The organism is Corallococcus sp. EGB, from assembly GCF_019968905.1.
Classification (GTDB): Bacteria; Myxococcota; Myxococcia; order Myxococcales; family Myxococcaceae; genus Corallococcus.
Window position 1 is genome coordinate 1,435,075 of record NZ_CP079946.1, and the last position, 18,017, is coordinate 1,453,091.

13 protein-coding genes are annotated in these 18,017 nt (G+C 70.8%); 7 read left to right on the forward strand and 6 right to left on the reverse strand.

All coding sequences use genetic code 11. The features are described 5' to 3' along the window. Window positions 1-40: 40 nt before the first annotated feature. Both KYK13_RS05930 and KYK13_RS05935 read right to left on the reverse strand, forming a co-directional pair. A complete protein-coding gene (locus KYK13_RS05930) occupies window positions 41-2,470 on the reverse strand; it encodes an AgmX/PglI C-terminal domain-containing protein (RefSeq protein ID WP_223642637.1) in 2,430 nt (809 codons plus the stop codon). 39 nt (window positions 2,471-2,509) lie between these two features. Continuing rightward, window positions 2,510-2,926: a hypothetical protein gene (locus tag KYK13_RS05935; RefSeq protein ID WP_223642639.1), complete on the reverse strand. Its 417-nt coding sequence runs from the start codon at window positions 2,924-2,926 to the stop codon at window positions 2,510-2,512. Between the two features lie 268 nt (window positions 2,927-3,194). Between KYK13_RS05935 and KYK13_RS05940 the strand changes: the two genes are divergently transcribed. Further along, window positions 3,195-5,513, forward strand: a complete 2,319-nt coding sequence (locus KYK13_RS05940; RefSeq protein WP_223646538.1) for an MtsA protein — start codon at window positions 3,195-3,197, stop codon at window positions 5,511-5,513. Between the two features lie 83 nt (window positions 5,514-5,596). On the opposite strand, the gene KYK13_RS05945 is transcribed toward KYK13_RS05940, so the two are convergent. The 3 genes from KYK13_RS05945 to KYK13_RS05955 all read right to left on the reverse strand — a co-directional run bounded on the left by KYK13_RS05945 (window position 5,597) and on the right by KYK13_RS05955 (window position 7,488). Then, the gene (locus KYK13_RS05945) at window positions 5,597-6,556 is read right to left on the reverse strand and encodes a hypothetical protein (protein ID WP_223642641.1); all 960 of its coding nucleotides are present in this window, start codon (window positions 6,554-6,556) and stop codon (window positions 5,597-5,599) included. Then, entirely contained in the window at window positions 6,553-7,077 is a 525-nt protein-coding gene (locus KYK13_RS05950; protein ID WP_223642643.1) for a hypothetical protein, read from the reverse strand. Before KYK13_RS05950 ends, KYK13_RS05945 begins: the two co-directional genes overlap by 4 nt. Window positions 7,078-7,176: 99 nt before the next feature. Beyond that, window positions 7,177-7,488, reverse strand: coding sequence for a hypothetical protein (locus tag KYK13_RS05955; RefSeq protein ID WP_223642645.1), 312 nt, complete (start codon window positions 7,486-7,488; stop codon window positions 7,177-7,179). 246 nt (window positions 7,489-7,734) lie between these two features. Between KYK13_RS05955 and KYK13_RS05960 the strand changes: the two genes are divergently transcribed. From KYK13_RS05960 to KYK13_RS05980, 5 genes are all read left to right on the forward strand, one after another. Then, entirely contained in the window at window positions 7,735-9,372 is a 1,638-nt protein-coding gene (locus KYK13_RS05960; protein WP_223642647.1) for a calcium-binding protein, read from the forward strand. Between the two features lie 171 nt (window positions 9,373-9,543). Then, complete coding sequence (locus KYK13_RS05965; protein WP_223642649.1) at window positions 9,544-10,866, forward strand: thrombospondin type 3 repeat-containing protein; 1,323 nt, start codon at window positions 9,544-9,546, stop codon at window positions 10,864-10,866. A 35-nt stretch (window positions 10,867-10,901) separates the two neighbouring features. Continuing rightward, window positions 10,902-12,887, forward strand: coding sequence for a vWA domain-containing protein (locus tag KYK13_RS05970; RefSeq protein ID WP_223642651.1), 1,986 nt, complete (start codon window positions 10,902-10,904; stop codon window positions 12,885-12,887). Then, the gene (locus tag KYK13_RS05975; protein ID WP_223642653.1) at window positions 12,884-14,674 is read left to right on the forward strand and encodes a vWA domain-containing protein; all 1,791 of its coding nucleotides are present in this window, start codon (window positions 12,884-12,886) and stop codon (window positions 14,672-14,674) included. The genes KYK13_RS05970 and KYK13_RS05975 overlap by 4 nt, the downstream gene beginning before the upstream one ends. Before the next feature lie 18 nt (window positions 14,675-14,692). After that, complete coding sequence (locus tag KYK13_RS05980; protein WP_223642655.1) at window positions 14,693-16,990, forward strand: hypothetical protein; 2,298 nt, start codon at window positions 14,693-14,695, stop codon at window positions 16,988-16,990. A 59-nt stretch (window positions 16,991-17,049) separates the two neighbouring features. Here KYK13_RS05980 and KYK13_RS05985 read toward each other — a convergent pair whose 3' ends face one another. Further along, window positions 17,050-17,484, reverse strand: a complete 435-nt coding sequence (locus tag KYK13_RS05985; RefSeq protein ID WP_223642656.1) for a hypothetical protein — start codon at window positions 17,482-17,484, stop codon at window positions 17,050-17,052. Window positions 17,485-17,563: 79 nt separating this feature from the next. Between KYK13_RS05985 and KYK13_RS05990 the strand changes: the two genes are divergently transcribed. Next, on the forward strand, window positions 17,564-18,013 hold the full coding sequence (locus KYK13_RS05990) for a hypothetical protein (RefSeq protein WP_223642657.1): 450 nt from the start codon (window positions 17,564-17,566) through the stop codon (window positions 18,011-18,013). The last annotated feature ends 4 nt before the right edge of the window (window positions 18,014-18,017 follow it).

Here is an 18,017-nt window from a genome sequence, read left to right on the forward strand (position 1 = left end):
GAGGCGGGGGCGGACGCGAGGGTGGGGGTGAGTCCCCGCGTCAGTAGCCGACCGAGTTGAAGAGGAACGGGTAGGTGATGATGACGAGGCCGCCCTTGGGGGCGGGGAACTGCCAGCCCTTCAGGCTGCTGAGGATGCACGCCTCGACGGAGGCGTTGCGGAGGGTGGAGGACTTGGTCTTGGCGGAGGCGACGTGGCCGTTGAGCCCGATGGCCCACTCCAGCACCACCTTGCCAGCGAGGCCGGGGTCCTTGAGCAGCGCGCGTTCGTAGCAGCCGTGCACTTCATTCAGGTGACTGTTGATGACCTTGGCCACGGCCTCGCGGTCCACGGTGCCCTGCGTGGAGGAGATGCTGCGCGCGGTGGCGCGCGTGACGGTGCCGCCCACCGCGCCCTTGCCCACGCTGCCAGCGCCCAGCGCGCCGATGCCGCCGCCGCCCTTGCCGCGCAAGAGCTCCGCGCCCAGGGTGGCGCCGCCGCCCTTGCCGCCGCCGCCCAGGCCGAAGGTGCCCAGGCCCGCGTTGGCGATGGGCGCCTTTCCGATGAGGCCGGACAGCTTGTAGTTGGTCTGCTTGACGTTCTTGCTGCCCGGGCCGCTGCCCAGCTTGTCCACGGCGGCCAGGAGGTCGTTGGCGGCGGGGCCCGCGGCGGACAGCTTCGCGAGCGCCTTGAGGGCCTTGCTCTCCGGCGCGGCGGCCACGGCCTTGGGGACCTGGACCTCCTTGACGGGCTTGGGCGGGGCCTTCTCCGCGACGGCGGGCTTCTCCTTGACGGGCTCCTTCTGCTTGAGCGCCTCGAGCTTCTTCTTGGCCTCTTCCTTCTTCTTGGGCTCGGGGGCGATGAGGCGCAGCGCGACGGGCGGCAGGTTCTTCTGGGTGAAGTCCGCGGTCGCGGGCCCCTGCGGCCGGGTGGCGATGAACCAGCCCAGGCCGCCGCCGAAGATGGCGAGGAAGAAGAGGGTCAGCCAGGGCAGGCCCTTGAGCGGGTTGACGAAGACGCGCTCGGGGGCGGGGGCCGCGTAGGCGACGAGCGACATCTTGCCCTGGGTGAGGCGGGCGGCGGCGCCGTCGCGCAGGGTGACGAAGCGGCGGCTGCCGTCGGACTCGAGCGCGGCGGTGGTGACGGGGGTGAAGCGGCCGTCGCCGTTGGCCTTCTCCACGTCGGTGCCGGGGGGCACGAAGAGGCGGTAGTTACCGCTGACGGACTCGGCGAGGGTGAAGGCATCGCCTTCCGGGAGGGTGAAGCCCCACAGCGGCATGGGGGCCTGTTCCTCCAGGGCGGCCTTCACGGGCTTCTTCGCGTCCGGGGCGAAGCGGCGCGCGTCGCGGCGCACGGCGCCCCAGTAAAGCTCCAGGTAGAGCTGGGCCGCGCCCTTGCCCGGGCCGATCTTCGGCGCGTGCGTGGGGCGGCTGGCCGGGGCCGCGTCGAGGACGAGGGGGCCGGAGTCGGAAGCGGCGACGTCGGTGTCCACGCCCGCGAGCAGGTCGTCCGCGACGAGCAGGCTGGGCATGGCCTCCGAAGGAGGACGGCGCCGGGCGGAGGGGACGGTGCCCGCGGGAACGGCGGGGGCCGGGGCGGCCTTCGGGGCAGCGGGCTGTGCGCGAGCACCGGGCTGCGCGTGCGCGCCCTGGGCTCCGGGGTGTCCATTGACGGCCTGGGGGTGACCCGATGGCTGAGCATGGCCCGCCGGACCGCGCGCCGCGGGCTGTGCGTGCGCACCGTGCTGCGCCTGCGCGGCCTGCTGCTGCGCGTATGCAGCCTGCTGGGCCTGCTGTTGCGCGAGCGCGGCCTGCTGAGCCTGCGCGGCGCGTTGTGCCTGCTGCTGCGCGAGCGCGGCTTGCTGCGCCTGCTGCTGTGCGAGCGCGGCCTGTTGAGCCTGTTGCTGCGCGTATGCGGCCTGCTGCGCTTGCTGCTGCGCGAGCGCGGCCTGCTGAGCCTGTTGCTGTGCGTATGCGGCCTGCTGCGCTTGTTGCTGCGCGTACGCAGCCTGCTGCGCTTGTTGCTGCGCGTATGCAGCCTGCTGAGCCTGCTGTTGCGCGTGTGCGGCCTGCTGAGCCTGCTGTTGCGCGAACCCGTTCGGCGCGGCGGGCGGAGCCCCGGAACCTCCGAGGAGCGCGGCGACCTCGGGCGGCGGCTGCGGCTTGGTCTCGACGGGACGCTGGTTGAGGATCCGCGTCTTCAGGACGAACGGACCGCACAGCACCTCGTCCACGGAGCGGATCTCACAAGCGGTGACCTGGTGCCCGTTGACGAAGACGCCGCTGGTCCCGCCGCCCGCGTCCTGGATCGCGGTGCGGCCGTTCTGGAAGTACAGCAACGCATGGCGCGGCGACACGGACGCGTCATCCAGCCGCAGATCCGACGACGCATCGGAGCCGAGCGCGTAGGTGCCGGGGACGAAGACCTCCGTCCCCACCAGGAGGCCGTCGCGGAGGATGACGACTTGCAGGACGCTGGGCTGGCCGCTCAACGGTGACGCTCCCTTCGAAGGGTGATGGGCGGTACGGCCCTACTGATCGTAGACGGTGGCGAGCGTCTCCGAGCGGAAGCTGTCGCGCTCGCGGAGCATGGACCGCGTCTTCAGCTCCTTGCGGTCATACAAGTACACAGCGCCGGACTTGTTCGTCTGGCCCTGGATGAGACGGTCATCGAAGTCGATGCGCGACGGGCCGCGCTGCGGCGGCGCGGACGACGCGGTGGCCGAGGCATCTCCCGTCACCGGATCCGTCACGGCCGTGCTCGACTTCGTCTCGATGCGCGGCGGCGCCTTGCTCGAGCCCTTCTTGGCCTTGGCCGTCGTCGGCTTCGCGGCCTTCGCCTTGGGGGCACGTGTCCGCCCCTGGGCCAAGGCATCGTTCGCGGGGGAGAGGGGACCGAAGCCGAGCACGCTGGCGACGGCACAGAAGAGGAGGAAACGTCGCATCATCAACAGGTTAAGCGATGCGAGCCCCGACCTGTCAACGCACACTCCGGCCACATGGCGCGGCCTGTGGAGATCAAGTGTGGGGGGCAGTCCACCTCACCTGGGGCGGGCACTCCACGCCCTGAGCTGATTCGTGCCGGTACGCTGAAAACGTCGCGTGAGATTCCCTCCGCGCGGAGCCTCCCGAGCATGCGAGCAGACGTGGTGCGAAGTCATCGTGACACGGTGGGCGAATGGAGGATGCTCGCGCGCGGAGGCATGCACACGCGTGATGGGTGTCACTCGCAAGCGGGGATGGATCGCGGCCGGGCTCGGAATCGGAGTCATCCTGGGGCTCGGGGTCGTCGCGCTGAAGCCCCGGAGCGCGCCCCCGCCGCCTACTCCCGAGCGTCCCGCCGCGCCCGCCGCGCCGCGCTCCATCCTCCATGCCGTGGGCCCGAAGCTGACCAGCAACCAGACCTCGCAGCCGGTCTCCCTCTACGGTGAGAACCTGGTGCCGGGCCTCCGGCTGGTGCTCGGCGCGCCCCTGTCGAGGGAGGTGCCGCTCACGGTGACGGACGCGCGCCATGCCTACGCGAGGCTTCCGGCGGACCTCGCGCTCCCCGAGGGCATCTTCCAGACGGACGTGCAGCTGTCGCTCGCGGCGACGACCGGCCCGCGGCCCACGGGCACCGCGCGGCTCACCGTGGTCAACGACGCGGCCTTCCCGGACCTGAGGGCGCTGGCGCTGTCCCCGGACGGGCGCACGCTCTTCGTCGCGTCGCCGCCCACGGACACGGTGTTCGCGCTGGACGTGGCGTCGGGGCGCGTGGAGGCGATGCCGGTGGGGGACGGGCCGTCGGCGCTCGCGACGTGGAGGGACGCCAGCGGGCACCCGTGGCTGGGCGTGGCCCATCAATATGAGGCGGGGCTCTGGCTGTACGCGCTGGACGCGCCGGAGCGGAAGCCCCGGGTCGTCCCCGCGCCCGCGGGCGTATGGGGCCTGGAGGTGGACGGAGCGAAGGGCGTGGCCTTCGTCGCCGAGCACCTCCGCGACACGGTGCGCGCGCTCGCGCTGGAGGACGGCCGCGAGCAGTGGAGCGCGGCAGTGGATCCGAACCCGCGCGCGATGGCGCGGTGGAAGGGGTTGCTCGCGGTGGGCAGCCTCCAGACGGGGCAGGTGGTGCTGCTGCGCCAGGATGATGGCCGCGAGCTGGCGCCCGTGGTGCCGAAGCCGGGCGTCCCCATCATCGGAGGCGCGACGGAGGCCTTCTCCGCGCAGGTGATGGGCGGCAAGGCGCCGCGCGCCCTCGTCGCGAGCGACCGGCTGAAGCGCCTCTTCATGTCGAGCCTGGGGCCGAACGTGGGCCCCAACGCCCAGCGCATGGAGGTGAGCGCGAACAGCGGCGTCGCGGTGCTGGACCTGGACCGGCAGGAGGTGGTGCGGCACCGGGGCTTCGGCGCGGGCGTGACGGAGGGGCTGGCGCTGGATGACCGCGCCGGGCTGCTCTACGCTGCGGACGTGGGCCTGGGGCAGGTGCGCGTGCTGGACGCGAAGGCGCTGGTGAAGGGCGACGCGGCGTCGCGCGAGGCGGTGCTGCAGACGCTGCCCGTGCCCGCGCCGGAGGGCACGCCGTTCATCCGCCCGGCGGAAGACCTGGGGACGAAGGGCCGGGCGGGGCTGGAGCTGCACTCCGGGCCGCGCTCCCTGGCGCTGTCCCCGGACGGGCGCACGCTCTACGTGCTCAACCGCTTCACGGGCACGGTGGCGCTGGTGGACGTGAGCGAGGCGAAAGCGGGCAAGGCGCGCGTGGTGCGGCAGTGGCCGGTGGTGGACGTGCACTCACGCGAGCAGCGCCGGCTGGGCCAGGTGCTCTACTTCACCGACGTGGGTCGCACCGGGATGAGCTGCGACGCGTGCCACATCGAAGGCCACACCGGCGGCGTCTTCTTCGAGAAGACGCGCCCCATGCGCATCTACCGCTCGACGACGGCGCTGGGCAGCCGGGACACGCCGCCCTACTTCACGCCCGCGAGCACGCGCAGCCTCGCGGAGACGGCGGAGACGGTGGGCGGCCGCAATCGCTACCACAACCCGGATCCGCTGCCATCGGAGGTGGAGGCCCTGGCGCTCTACACCGCGCTGCTGCCCACGCCGCCCAACCCCTACCGGGGCGCGGACGGAGCGCCGCTGGAGTCGGTGACGCTGCCGGACGGAAGGACCGGCCATCCGGCGAGGGGCCTGGCGCTGTTCGAAGGGAAGGCGAAGTGCATGGCCTGCCACCCCGCGCCCCTCTTCACCCTGGACCAGGACCCTTCGACGCGGGGCCAGTACCAGGACGTCGGCACGCCCATCGCGCTGCCGCTGCGGTTGGAGCAGCAGCAGCTGGTGACGGGAGCGGCGCCGCCGTCGCTGGTGGGAACCTGGGACGTGTGGCCGCTCCTGACGAGCGCCACGGCTGGCTACGCGGTGCAGGAGGACCGGCTCGTGGTGGGCTCGCGCTTCCCGCTGCGCACGCTGCTGGAGACGCCGGGCCTGAATCACGGCGCCGCGCAGGACCTCACCCCGGAGGAGCGCGACGACCTGCTCGCGTACCTGCTCACGCTGTGAAGAGGGCTTCGGATGCAGCAGCCCCTCGCCCGGGCGCTCCTGGGTGCCGCGCACGCCGGAACTGATGGATGGGCCTGGCTGGCTTAGCGCGCGGAGCCGGAGTGGAACGGCAGCAGCACCGCGGCCCGGACCCGCGTGACCATCGCTTCGTGGAGCAGGGGCCAGCCGAACGCCGCGAACGTGAGCACGGCCATCATCCCGCTGAACATCCACAGGCCCATCATCACCGCGATGCCCAGGTGCATGCCCAGCGTCAGCGCCACCCAGAGCCCCCGCGTGCGCCGGGGCCAGATGCAGAACGCGTAGCCCACCTCCACCGCCAGCGTGCCCCACGTGGACAGCTTCACCAGCCACGGCACCGCCGCCAGCCACGCGAAGTCGAACTGGCCATACTGGGGCTGCATCAGCACCTCCCAGATGGCCGTCCCGTCCCGCCACACGGGGCCCAGGAGCTTCTCCAGCCCCGTGGACAGGTAGATGAGGCTCAGGTGCAACTGCAACACGCGCAGCGACAGCGTGGCCAGCGCGGACGGCGCGCCGGAGAGCCGCCCCGCCCGCATGTCCAGGGAGAAGGCCGTGCCCACCGGCATCACCACGCAATAGAACAGGCTGATGTGCGCGAAGGTCTCCACGCCATAGGAGAAGAAGCTGATGCTGTTGAGCAGCACCGTATGGATGACCCAGGCCACCACCGCGGACACCCGCGTGTGCAGGCCCAGCAGGAGCCCCAGCAGCGCCACCACGTAGACGAACGCCAGGCCCTGGAGGCCGGCCACCTGGGAGATTCCCAGCGGCGCCAGCGCGGCCACCACCGCGTCCACGCGGGGCACCGCGGGAGATGCCAGCGCCTCCGAGACGCTCCAGGGCACCCAGCCCCGGTTGCTCAACAGCTCCGGCAGGCTCTCCGACAGGCTCCACGCCTGGATGAGCAGCAGCGCCGCCACGCCGATGCGGAGCACGCCCAGCGGCTGCGGGGAGGTGGGCTCGCCGACGAACGCCGCCAGCCGGGCCCTCACGGCGGACCTCCAGGACGGGGCGCTCATGGCGTCACCTCCCCGGCGGACGCGGGCACACGGCGCTCGAACACCGCGCGGTACGCCTCCGACCAGACGGGCCGCTCCCCCCGCTGGTGCGCCTCCATGCCAGGCAGCTGGAGCGAGTCCACGCGCACCGTGACGGAGCGCGCGTCCGGGTGCCGGCCGAACATCGCCGCCGCCCACGCGCGGGCCAGCGCGTCCCGGCTCTCCGGCAGGCCGAAGCGCAACATCATGGAATGGATGCGCACGTTCACCGCGCCGTTGTCGGACCGGAAGTCGTCGTGCAGCTGTTCGCCGGACGCACCCTCCAGGTCGAAGGAGACGCGCACCGCGGGGCTCACCCCGGGGGCGAAGAAGCTGAAGCCACTGCTCGCGCCCGTCCAGTGCGCATACGCCTGCGCCCAGGGCTTCACCGCGTCCGAGACCTGCAGGAAGGGCACGTGCAACGCGCCACAGGCCACCAGCAGCAGGTGCGCCGCGGCAAGGCCGGTCAACAACCCGTGCCTGGGAGTCAGGGGGTGTCGCATGGGGGCTCCAATGTCGAGCGCCGGAGATGGGCCTCCGGCGTCGGGGGTGTCTTGAATGAGCCGCTACATGGCTTCAGGGGGTTGTGAGGGCGGGCCGATTCAGCCGCAGTTGCCGGTCGTGCCGCCGCCGAGCACGTTGCCGAGGATGCCGAGCAGGGTGCCCGTCGTGTTCCCCAGCAGGCCGCCGGTGGTGTTGCCCAGGATGTTGCTCAAGAAGCCGCAGCCGCAGCCGGAGCCGGAGCCGCCCGCCAGCGGGCCCGTCTTCGACACCATGACGACCTCTTCCATCGATACCGCCATGCGCGGGTCGTGGCTCTTCACCTCACGGTTGTGCGCCATCGCGCCCGTCGCGCCCAGCGCCAGCACGAACATCGCCACGGTCCCGCCGACCTTCATGTGCGTCTTCTTCATGGCTTGCTCCTTGGGGATTGGACTGCATGGGCAATGTCTTTCCTTTTCGAGGAATCGGAACCATCCCGGTAAGACCAGGAATCTGTTTGAAGCTGGTTCCAGGCAGGATGTGGACATTCCAGCGTGGCTGGCGGCGTCTGTTCTTCTTCGGGCAGGGCCGTGTGGGCCCGGGGGCGTGACTTCGTGCGGAGCCATCCCTCGCGTCGCTTGCGTCAGGTGGGGGAGCTGAGGTCTACAATCCGACGGATGCGTTCCTCCCCCCGGGTCGCCTGGTTCCTGATTCCAACGTTGTGCCTGTCGTGCACCGACTCGGGTCTCTATTCGATTGACGACCGCGCGGGCGGCACCAGGGACCGCGTCAACTTCGCGGGCGACCTCTGCGTCCCGGAGGCCACCGGCGACGCGTTCCCCGTGAAGGTCGTGTTCGCGCTCCAGGGCGGCACCGGCGTCGAGCCGGAGGTCGTGGGCTCCGCGGTGGACGGCCTCACCACGCTCGCCTCGCGCTTCACCGGGCCGCAGGTGCGCTTCGGGCTCGTGGCCTTCCACTCGGTGGCCACCGGCCTGCAGGGGAGCTTCACGGACGCGGCCGCCTTCCAGTCCGTCCTGCCCCGCTACGCCAGCTACCAGCAGCAGGGCCCCATCAGCATCCGCTCCGCGCTGCGGCTCTCCAAGAGCCTCCTGTCCGGCGACATGCAGGCCTCCTGCAAGGGCGAGGTCGCGCGCACGCGCTACGTGGTGGCGCCCGTCATCCGCAGCTCCGACGTGAGCTGTGACAACCCGGCGTACAACATCGGCATCGACCGCCGCTGCTCCGCGCTGTCCCAGGCGGCCGGCTGCAACGCGACCCCGGAGGCCCAGGCCGGGTGCAACGCCGCGTGCAGCCAGTGCGAGCTGACCGCCGTGGTGGGCGAGCTCAAGGGGCTGGTGGAGCAGCTGGGCGCGGGCGACGTCAGCGTCCAGCCCGTCTACGTCCGGGGCCAGACGCCGGACCCCGTCACCCGCCTCCAGGTGGCCGCCATCGCCAACGCGGGCGGCAGCGCGCCCGTGGAGACGGACTTCGCGGGCCTGCCCAACGCGCTCGCGCGGCTGGACTACGGCGCGCTCGGCAACGCGCTCAAGCTCAAGCGCTTCCTGGCCTTCAACCGCAACGTGCAGGTGCGCAACGGCCAGATGTACATCGACAGCGACGGCGACGGCGTGGGGGATGACGACGAGCGCGCCATGGGGCTGGACCCCACCGTCCCCGACACCGACCAGGACGGCCTCATGGACGGCGTCGAGCTGCGCATGGGCCTGGACCCGCTCGCCGTGGACGTCATCAGCGGCTGCAGCGTGGTGCAGGACACCGACGGCGACCGGCTCAACGACTGCGAGGAGCGCGTGCTCGGCACCGACCCCTGCGTGGGAGACACCGACGGCGACGGCCTGCCGGACCTCGTGGAGGCCCTGTCCCAGACGAACCCGCTCGTCGCCGAGGACCTGCTCGACAGCGACCGCGACGGCCTCTCCAACGTGCAGGAGGTGGAGGCCCACGGCGACCCGCTCAGCGCCGACCTCGACTTCCACCGCGAGCGCGGCTACGGCTACTCCATCGTCCCGCTGCCCCCCACCGGCACCAGCGGCCGCGCCTGCTACCGCACGCGCGTGGAGAACGTCTCGCTGGTCCCCACCCTGGAGCGCCCCCACCCGCTGATTCCCGGCGAGGTGATTCCCGCGGGCACCAACGAGGTCTACCTCTACCTCCAGGTGGGCCGGGACAATGATCCGCGCGGCGCCGGCGTGGGCTCCCTCTTCATCCAGGAGATGCACTACGACCCGGACACGGGCCGCACCCCCGCGGGCATGGTCCCCCTCGTCTCCAACGACTTCATCGTGGGCACCTGAGTCAGGCCCCGGGCGTGGGGTGTCCCCCACAGTCTCAATGGGGTGTCCCCCCCACACCCATCCTGTAGCAGTCCCTTGCGAACGCGCAACCCCTTGAAGTTCCTGACCCTGAAACTCCTACAGACGCGGGATCGCCTCTTGCTAGGGCGTCGGGTTGTGAAAGGAGTCACCATGATGAACGGTCGCATTGCCCCCCTGTTGGCGCTCGGCGCCTTCCTGGTGCTGAGCCCCCGCACCGTGCAGGCCCAGCAGCAGAACCCGGACAACCCGGAGTGCCTCGGAGACGAGTGCGGTCGCCCCAAGGAGGAGGGTGGCGGCTGCGGCTGTGGCTGTGGCTGTTCCATCTGGGTGGCGTACACGGACGACGGCAAGACGCTGTCGTACACGGACGACGCGGACGGCGACGGCAAGGCGGACGACAAGGACAACTGCCCGTTCACGTCCAACCGCGACCAGGCGGATGGCGACGGCGACCGCGCGGGCGACGCGTGCGACAACTGCCCGGCCGTCTCCAACGCGAACCAGCTGGACACCGACGGTGACGGCATCGGCGACGCGTGCGACCCGGACGACGACAACGACGGCAAGCTGGACGGCGAGGACAACTGCCCCTCCATCCCCAACGCCAACCAGGCGGACAACGACCACGATGGCATCGGCGACGTCTGCGACGACGACGATGACAACGACGGGTACAAGGACGGCGTGGACAACTGCCCGCTCATCGCCAACCCGGACCAGAAGCTGCCGGAGGACGTGAGCCTGTGCCGCGTGGACGCGGACGGCGACAACATCTCCGACAACCTGGACAACTGCCCCGGCCTGCCCAACCCGGACCAGAAGGACGCGGACGGGGACGGCATTGGCGACGCGTGCGACCCGGACATGGACAACGACTCCGTGCTCAACGCCGTGGACAACTGCCCGCTGGTGGCCAACCGCGACCAGGCGGATGACGACGGCGACGGTCTGGGTGACGCGTGCGACACGCGCTACTGCGTGGTGCTCAACAAGGACCGCCCCAACGACTGCCTCGACCCGAAGGCGCCCTTCAGCGTGGGCACCGGCGGCCTGCTGAACGTGGAGAAGACGGGCATGGCGGTGCGCCCGCCCCTGTTCGCCAACCGCAACGGCGCGGCCATCGAGTACACGTGGACGGTGGTGAAGCGTCCCTCCGGCTCCACCGCGGTGGTGGAGAACCCCAAGGGCGCCGTCACCTACAGCCGCCACTGGGAGTACCAGTACGTGGATGGCAGCGTGCCCAACTTCAAGCCGGACAAGGAGGGTGAGTACGAACTGCAGGTCTCCACGCGTCTGGCCTTCGCGGACCGCGTGTTCCCCGACCAGCGCAGCTCCGTGTCCAGCCTCTTCGTGACGGTGGGCAAGCAGGACTCCGACGGCGGCGGTTGCACGTCGCTGCCCGCGGGTGGCAGCGCCGCGGCCCTGGGCGCCGGCGTGCTCGGCCTGCTGCTGCGCCGCCGCAAGAAGGCGTAAGAAGGATGTCCCCCATGCCAGGAGGCCCGCATCGCATGCGCCGTCTGCTCGTCGTCCCGCTCCTTGCGACCGGCCTCCTGGCCCTGGGTGTGCTGTCCTGCTCCGACACGCTCCTGGAGCCGCGCGCCCAGGAGCAGTCCCAGTTGGATGACCGGCTGAAGCTCACCGGCCGGGTGTGCACGCGCCCGGCGAACCCCACCGGCTTCCCGGTGAAGGTGGTGCTCGTCGTGGACGAGTCCGGCAGCATGTGCGTGTCGGATCCGCCGGGCTCGCAGGAGGGCAGCGGCTTCTGCGAGCGCGCGGAGGTGCAGGCCATCATCCCGCCGGGCGTCACCGAGCCCGCGCGCGTGCGCGCCCTGAAGAACCTGGTCAATGGCTTCAAGCGCATCAACGACCGGCGCGAGGGCAACATCAGCATCGCCATCGCCCCGTTCGAGACGAACGTGAAGAACACCTGGCCGCCGGCCTCCACGGGGGACCGCTTCGCGCCGCCGGGCAACATCAACGGCTACATCGAAGGCCTGCAGTCCCAGCTGGGCAAGGGCACGGACTACCAGGGCGCGCTCGCGTACGCGTACAGCCTCATCGCCAGTGACATCGAGGCGGTGTCCCAGTCCACGCCGGAGCTCTTGCCGCGCACGCGCTACGTCGTCGTGTTCCTCACGGACGGCACGCCGTACCCGCGCTGCTCGGCCAACGACAACCTGTCCGTCTACGCGGGGCCGGACACGCCGGACCTGACCTGGCGCGACTCCATCAGCAGCTTCTGCAACGCCACCAGCACCACCGACGCCATCAACGGCTTCGAGGTGGGCACGGACCGCAACCAGAACTACCAGCTCTTCAGCTACGTGCGCCGGCTGATGGAGCTCAAGACGCAGTACAACGTGGGCGACGTGCGCATGCACACGGTGCTGCTCTTCAACGAGGAGGCCGTGCGCGCGTGCGGCCCCATCTGCCAGGACATCTACGGAACCTACCCGGGCGTCCCGGAGGCGCAGTACCCGGCCGCGGCGAAGAAGATCGCCTCCTACCTGCTCAAGCGCTTCGCGGAGATGGGCAACGGCGTGTACCAGGAGTTCAGCGACACGGCGGAGATCTCCGAGCTGGGCCTGGGCGCGCTGGACTACTCCTCATTCGCGTCGCCCAACGTGATGAAGACGCTGCTGGTGGAGCCCCTGAGCTCCGCGCCGGGGGATGACGGCCGCGTGCTGGACAGCGACGGCGACGGCGTGCCGGACGCGCTGGACAACAGCTTCACCCTGAAGACGAACCCCTTCATCATGGACAGCGACGGGGACTGCCTGAGCGACGGCTTCGAGTACCGGCGCATGGACCAGGGCTTCAAGCCGGGCAACGACCTGGACGCGCGCGGCTGCGACCCCAAGTCCCCGCTGACGCCCAACTGCGTCTGCCGCGACACGGACGGCGACGGGCTGTCGCAGTTCGCCGAGGACTACCTCAAGACGCGCCAGGGCATCGTGGACAGCGACGGCGACGGCGCGCCGGACGGGCTGGAGGCGAAGTACGGCCTGAACCCGCTCCAGTCCAACGTGGCCGGCCTGGACACCGACGGCGACGGCATCCCGGATGACGAGGAGCTGCGGGCCGGCAGCGACCCCACCCGCCGCGACCGGCTCTTCCACGACAAGTACGGCATCCAGTACGAGGTGAAGAAGGTCGAGGGCGGCAACGACACGGACGGCGTCTGCTACGACTTCACCGTGTCCAACCTGCAGCTGGTGACGCCGCCGGACCGCGCGGGCGTGAAGCAGGGCTACAACCTGTTCAAGGTGTGGTTCGCGGAGGCGCCGGAGAGCGGCGTGGCCACGGACTACGGCGTCTGGCGCACCGCGTGCGCGTGGGCCCAGTACGCGCCGCCCAGCGTGCGCGTGCCGCTGGGGCCCGACCTGGCCCTGGATGACGGTGACTTCCGCCGGCCGGATCAACTGGTGGACCCCTGGAAGACCCAGGGCAGTTGCGTCGGCGTGTCGCCGTCGCAGGGAGGCGCGTCGCCGTGAGCCGCGCGGGACGTTGGTGGCTCCTCACCCTGGTGGGGCTCGTCGTGGTGGTGGCCTGTACGGATACGTACCTCTTCGACCCGCGCCGCGACACGGAGGTGCCCGCGGACCGGGCCGTGTCGCTGGAGGGGCGCTTCTGCACGCTGGGCGCCAATGAGGTCGTCCGGCCCATCAAGATCATCGTCGCCATGGACGCCAGCCAGTCCATGCGCGTGAGCGATCCGGACGGCACGCGCGCCACGGCGCTGGTGGACCTGATTGAGAACCTCCCGCAGGACGACGAGGTCTCCATCGCGGTGATGCTCTTCGCGGGCAGCACCACGGCGTTCCTCACGCAGAACCCGGGACCGCCGCTGGAGGACGGCTTCGTGCAGGTGTCGAAGCTGGACGCCACCGCGAAGGCCATCCTCACGGAGAAGCTGCTCACCTTCCGCAACACGGACACGTCGCCGAACCGCGACTCGACGGACTTCGTCAAGCCGCTGTCGGACATCTACTCGCTCATCAACACGGACATCGCGCGGGCGCGGCAGCAGCCCAGCGGGGGCGAGGCGCTGGCGCAGGCGCGCTACTCGGTCATCTTCCTGTCGGACGGCAAGCCCACCAACAACCAGGACGACGAGCTCATCCGCGGCGACGCGGTGGTGCGCATCCGCCAACTGCGCGACCTGGTGGAGGACGTGCGCTTCAACACCGTGCACGTCTTCAACCCCACCCAGCCCGTGCCGTCCGTGTGCGACCTGGTGTCGGAGGACGGCGGCTTCGGGGACGGCGGCTGCCCGCTGCTCATCATCAACCAGAACGCGGACCGCCTGGAGAAGATGGCCACGCTGGGCGGCGGCAACTTCCGCGACTTCCGCAACAACGAGCCCATCAACTTCCTCAACTTCCAGTTCGGCCAGGTGCGCCGCGCCTTCATCGTGAAGGAGTTCGTGGCCTCCAACTTCTCCGCGCCCCCGGGCAGCCCGCTGGGCGAAGCGGACACCGACGGCGACGGCCTCAGCGACGCGCGCGAGTACGAGCTGGGCACGAACCCCAACCTGCGCGACACCGACGGCGACGGCTTCAGCGACGGCGTGGAGGTGTACTTCCGCGACCGCGGCGTGGACTTCAATCCCACGCAGGTGGCGCTCCCGGACGGCGGCGGCCTGGACAAGGGCTGCCCGCCCGCGCTGCGCGGCGTGGACACCGACTGCGACGGCCTCTTGGACTGCGACGAGCAGTTCATCGGCACCAACGCCACGCTCCAGGACAGCGACGGCGACGGCATCCCGGACGGCATGGAGTGGCGCGGCGGCACGCAGGGCTCCAGCAAGGACCTGGACGAGGATCCGGACACGGACGGTCTGGTCAACCGCAGCGAGGTGCGCATGCACATGCGGCCCCTGCAGGTGGACACCGCGAACCTGGCCTCGGACGCGTACCGCTACAGCATGCAGGCGGACGGCCCGGTGGATGCGCAGGGCCGCCAGTGCTACCGCTTCCGCGTGGACAACGTGCTCCTGGCACCCACCATCGCCATGATCGCCGACGGCGGCGTGGACGGGGGCGTGGACGCCGGCACGGTGCAGCGCGGCGCGGGCTACAACGACATCTACCTCTCCGTGGCCATGCTGCCCGCGGATGACCCCACCGCGCGCACGCTGGTGCGCACCTTCCGCGTGGACTCCGTGCGCTACCCGGTGGGCGGCATCAAGTCGCCTCCGGATGGCGTGGTCCGCGTGAACCCCGAGGACTTCGTGGACGGCTGCCCCGGCGTCGTCCCGACCCTCTCGCCCGTCCCCTGATTGCCTCCTGGGTCCCCCATGCGCCTTCGCACCCGACTGCTCCCGTTCGCGCTCCTGCTCCTGGCCGCCTGTTCCTCCGGCGGGGACGACACTCCGGACGCTGGCACGGGCGTGGTGGAGGACCTCTGCAACAGCCGCGACGAGGCCCTGACGAACGCGGACTGTGAGTTGAAGCCCGGCGTGCCGCTGGAGCGCTTCCTGGCGCTCACCGGCGACGTGAAGGCGGGCGACGAGGACTGGTACAGCATCCGCATCCCGGCGTCCGCCAACGCGCGCACGCTGGTGCACATCACCGGCACGTACCTGGCGTCCAGCACGCCGGTGAACCTGTCCATCACGGTGCAGGAGAAGGACAAGAACACCGCGCTGGTGGCGAAGTCGGACCAGCACGGCGCGGGCGCTCCGGGGCCGGTGGACATCGTGCTGCCGTACGGCACGCCGGATACGCAGCTCATCGTCGTGGTGCGCGACGCGCCGACGAACCCCGCGCGCCCCAACTACGATGCGCGCAACCGCTACCGCCTCACCGTGGAGCTCCTGGAGAACCCGGACACGAACGAGCCCAACGACGTCACGCCCACGCCCATCGCGCTGGCGGCGCAGGGCGCCGTGCAGGTGGGCACCGCGAAGGGGTACCTGGCCACGGACGGCGACGTGGACCGCTTCAGCTTCCCGCTGACGGCGGGGAAGATCGCCTACGTGCGCATCACCGCGCCGGACCAGGGCTTCGTGCCCAACTTCCGCCTGTCCTATGAGCTGTTGCGCCCCAACAGCACGGACAAGGAGTCCGAGGGCAACGTGCTGCCCAAGGTGCACCCGGGCGTGCTGGCCACCGCGCGCAAGGTGAAGCTGGCGGGCACCTGGGTGCTGGTGGTGAAGGGCTACCGGGGCAACAACGAGCCCGTGCCCGCGGGCGACCTGCGCCAGCCCTACGAGGTGGAGGTGCGCGTGGTGGACGAGGCGGACCCCAACGACCAGTCCGGGGACAACGACGCCTACGCCCGCGCCTTCTCGCGCAGCCTGGTGGGCTCGCCGGGGACGTCCACGTCCTTCACCGGCCGCCTGGGCTACGTGTCCGACCGCGACTGGTTCGCGCTGACGCTGCCCGCGTACGCGAAGCCCAGCGTGCTGCGCTACCGGCTGGTGGAGGTGCCCACCACGACCCGCTTCGACCCGCTGCCCCTTCCGCTGGGCCAGATGGCGGACCGGCAGGTGCTGGTGTTCACCACGGTGAGCACGTCCGTCACCGCGGAGAATCGCGCCACCTGCTCCAGCGATGCCAAGGTGTGCCCGCGCGACGTGCGCGAGTTCCCCGACGCGCCGGGGCTGGTGCAGGCGTACTGCAACAACGCGGAGGCCGTGCTGTGCCTCCAGTCGCTGCGCGAGGAGTCGGACCCCGCGCGCTTCCCCAACCTGAGCAACTTCCAGGGCGCGCTGCCGGTGCCGGCGCACGCCGCGACGGTGACGTACCACTTCGTGGTGCAGGACGACGGCAACAACTGGGCGGATGACCGCGACTACCGGCTGGAGGTGTCCTGGGCGGACGACGACGCGGAGGAGGTCGCCGCCTACAGCGGAGGCGTGGAGCAGCCGCGCGCCAAGGTGCTCAACGGCGTGGGGGCGGGCAACCTGCCGGCGCCGGGCAACGCCACCTTCGAAGCGAAGGGCCAGCTGTCCTACGGCCTGGGCCGGCTGCGCGGCAACGACCGCGCCACGGGCCTGGGCGTGCGCGGCCCCACGGACTACGACGCGGTGCCCTCCGACACGGACACCTTCGAGTACCAGCTGCCCTCGCTGAGCGCGCCGGAGGACGCGGCGTGGCTGGTGCAGTGGGAGGTGGACAACCTGCCCGACGGCGGCACGCCGCACGGGCTGGCGCTGGATTTGACCTTCTGCGACGGCAACGCCACGGACGGCGGCGCCTGCACGCCGGTGACGGCCACCAGCACGGGCGGCGCGCTGACGCTGGCCTACAGCTCCTCGGTGATGCGCGCGTGGCACACCTCCGCGAGCGCCCCGCTCAGCAGCTACCAGGCGCTGTACCAGCTGGAGAAGACGGCCTCCACGACGCGCGTCACGGTGGCGCCCTACGCGTGCTCCTGCCTGGAGCGCCGCTTCATCAAGGGCGGCACGCTCAAGGTGGCGGTGAGCGCCACCGAGCGCACGGACTACACCCCGGTGAACTACACGCTGCGCACCGCCTACGGCGACTACCCGCGCAGCTACACGGCGGCGGATGGCGGCTCGCCCACGGCGTGCCCGGCGCCCACGCAGGATGGCGGCACGTGGGTGGGCGGTTGCCAGTTCACCCGGTAGCTGCGCCGGGCGGGCGGCGGGGCTTCACGCCTCCGCCGCCTCCCGGGGCACCGCCGGGACTACGGCGCGATGCCCTTGCCCTTGAGCGCCAGCTCGCGCGTCTCGCCGTTGGGGGCGTTGGTCTTGAGGGTGAGCGTGCCGGTGAACTCCTTGGCGGCGTTGGGCTTGAAGGCGACCTCGACAAAGGTGCGCTGGAAGGTCTCCAGCTTCATGGGGCCGTTCTCCGGCCAGGTGTCCGGCTTCTTCATGGTGAAGACGCTGGGACCGGAGAGGGAGGCCTCCTTGATCTCAAGCGTCTGGAGGCCGCGGTTCTCGATGTAGAGCGTGTTGAAGGTCGTCGTCCCCACGTAGGTTCCAGCGGAGAACTCCGTATCGAAGCTCAGCTCCGTGCGGTCGATGAGCAGCTGCGGCGTGTTGGGCAGGTCCTCGGACTCGCCCCCGCAGCCCGCCAGGGCGATGATGGTGAGGGGCAGCCACAGGTTGCGCAGGCGCATGGACATCCACTCCTCGGTGAGGTTTAGAAGAATGTCTGGTGTTGTAACACGGAATGTCTCGCGACTGGCGTGCGCGGTGATGGGATTGATGCTGTTCGCGTGCGGCGGCTCGCGCGACGACTTCATCGGCGCGCGTGTGCTGGATTCCTGCAACGCGTCCTGGCCCGTGTGCAATCAATACGCGGGCTGCATCCTCGGGCCGGAGAGCTACTCCGAAGGCCGCTTCCCCGGCCGCGGCCAGGTGCTGGTGCGCGTGCCGGAGGCGTCCACCATCAAGGTGAGCTTCTTCCTGGAGGACGTGACGGCGGCGGGCGAGGAGACGGCCATCACCGTGCATGAAGAGGGCTGCCGCGCCCGCCAGCGCAAGGCCTCCACGGGCCGCGCGGCGTTGGACCAGATGGAGAAGTTCGGCGTCTTCACCCAGCAGGCGGACGTCACCGGCGTGGGGGACCACCTGGTGGAGTTCGACTCCGACATGCAGGCGCGCTACGTGATGAAGGTGGACGTGACGCCGCTGCGCCTCCAGTAGCGCG

Excerpts from the sequence above, each read along its gene's own strand:
- KYK13_RS05935 (WP_223642639.1), bottom strand. The coding sequence starts at position 2,926 with ATGATGCGACGTTTCCTCCTCTTCTGTGCCGTCGCCAGCGTGCTCGGC.
- KYK13_RS05940 (WP_223646538.1), top strand. The coding sequence starts at position 3,195 with ATGGGTGTCACTCGCAAGCGGGGATGGATCGCGGCCGGGCTCGGAATC.
- KYK13_RS05945 (WP_223642641.1), bottom strand. The coding sequence starts at position 6,556 with ATGAGCGCCCCGTCCTGGAGGTCCGCCGTGAGGGCCCGGCTGGCGGCG.
- KYK13_RS05950 (WP_223642643.1), bottom strand. The coding sequence starts at position 7,077 with ATGCGACACCCCCTGACTCCCAGGCACGGGTTGTTGACCGGCCTTGCC.
- KYK13_RS05955 (WP_223642645.1), bottom strand. The coding sequence starts at position 7,488 with ATGAAGAAGACGCACATGAAGGTCGGCGGGACCGTGGCGATGTTCGTG.
- KYK13_RS05960 (WP_223642647.1), top strand. The coding sequence starts at position 7,735 with ATGCGTTCCTCCCCCCGGGTCGCCTGGTTCCTGATTCCAACGTTGTGC.
- KYK13_RS05965 (WP_223642649.1), top strand. The coding sequence starts at position 9,544 with ATGATGAACGGTCGCATTGCCCCCCTGTTGGCGCTCGGCGCCTTCCTG.
- KYK13_RS05970 (WP_223642651.1), top strand. The coding sequence starts at position 10,902 with ATGCGCCGTCTGCTCGTCGTCCCGCTCCTTGCGACCGGCCTCCTGGCC.
- KYK13_RS05980 (WP_223642655.1), top strand. The coding sequence starts at position 14,693 with ATGCGCCTTCGCACCCGACTGCTCCCGTTCGCGCTCCTGCTCCTGGCC.
- KYK13_RS05985 (WP_223642656.1), bottom strand. The coding sequence starts at position 17,484 with ATGCGCCTGCGCAACCTGTGGCTGCCCCTCACCATCATCGCCCTGGCG.
- KYK13_RS05990 (WP_223642657.1), top strand. The coding sequence starts at position 17,564 with ATGGGATTGATGCTGTTCGCGTGCGGCGGCTCGCGCGACGACTTCATC.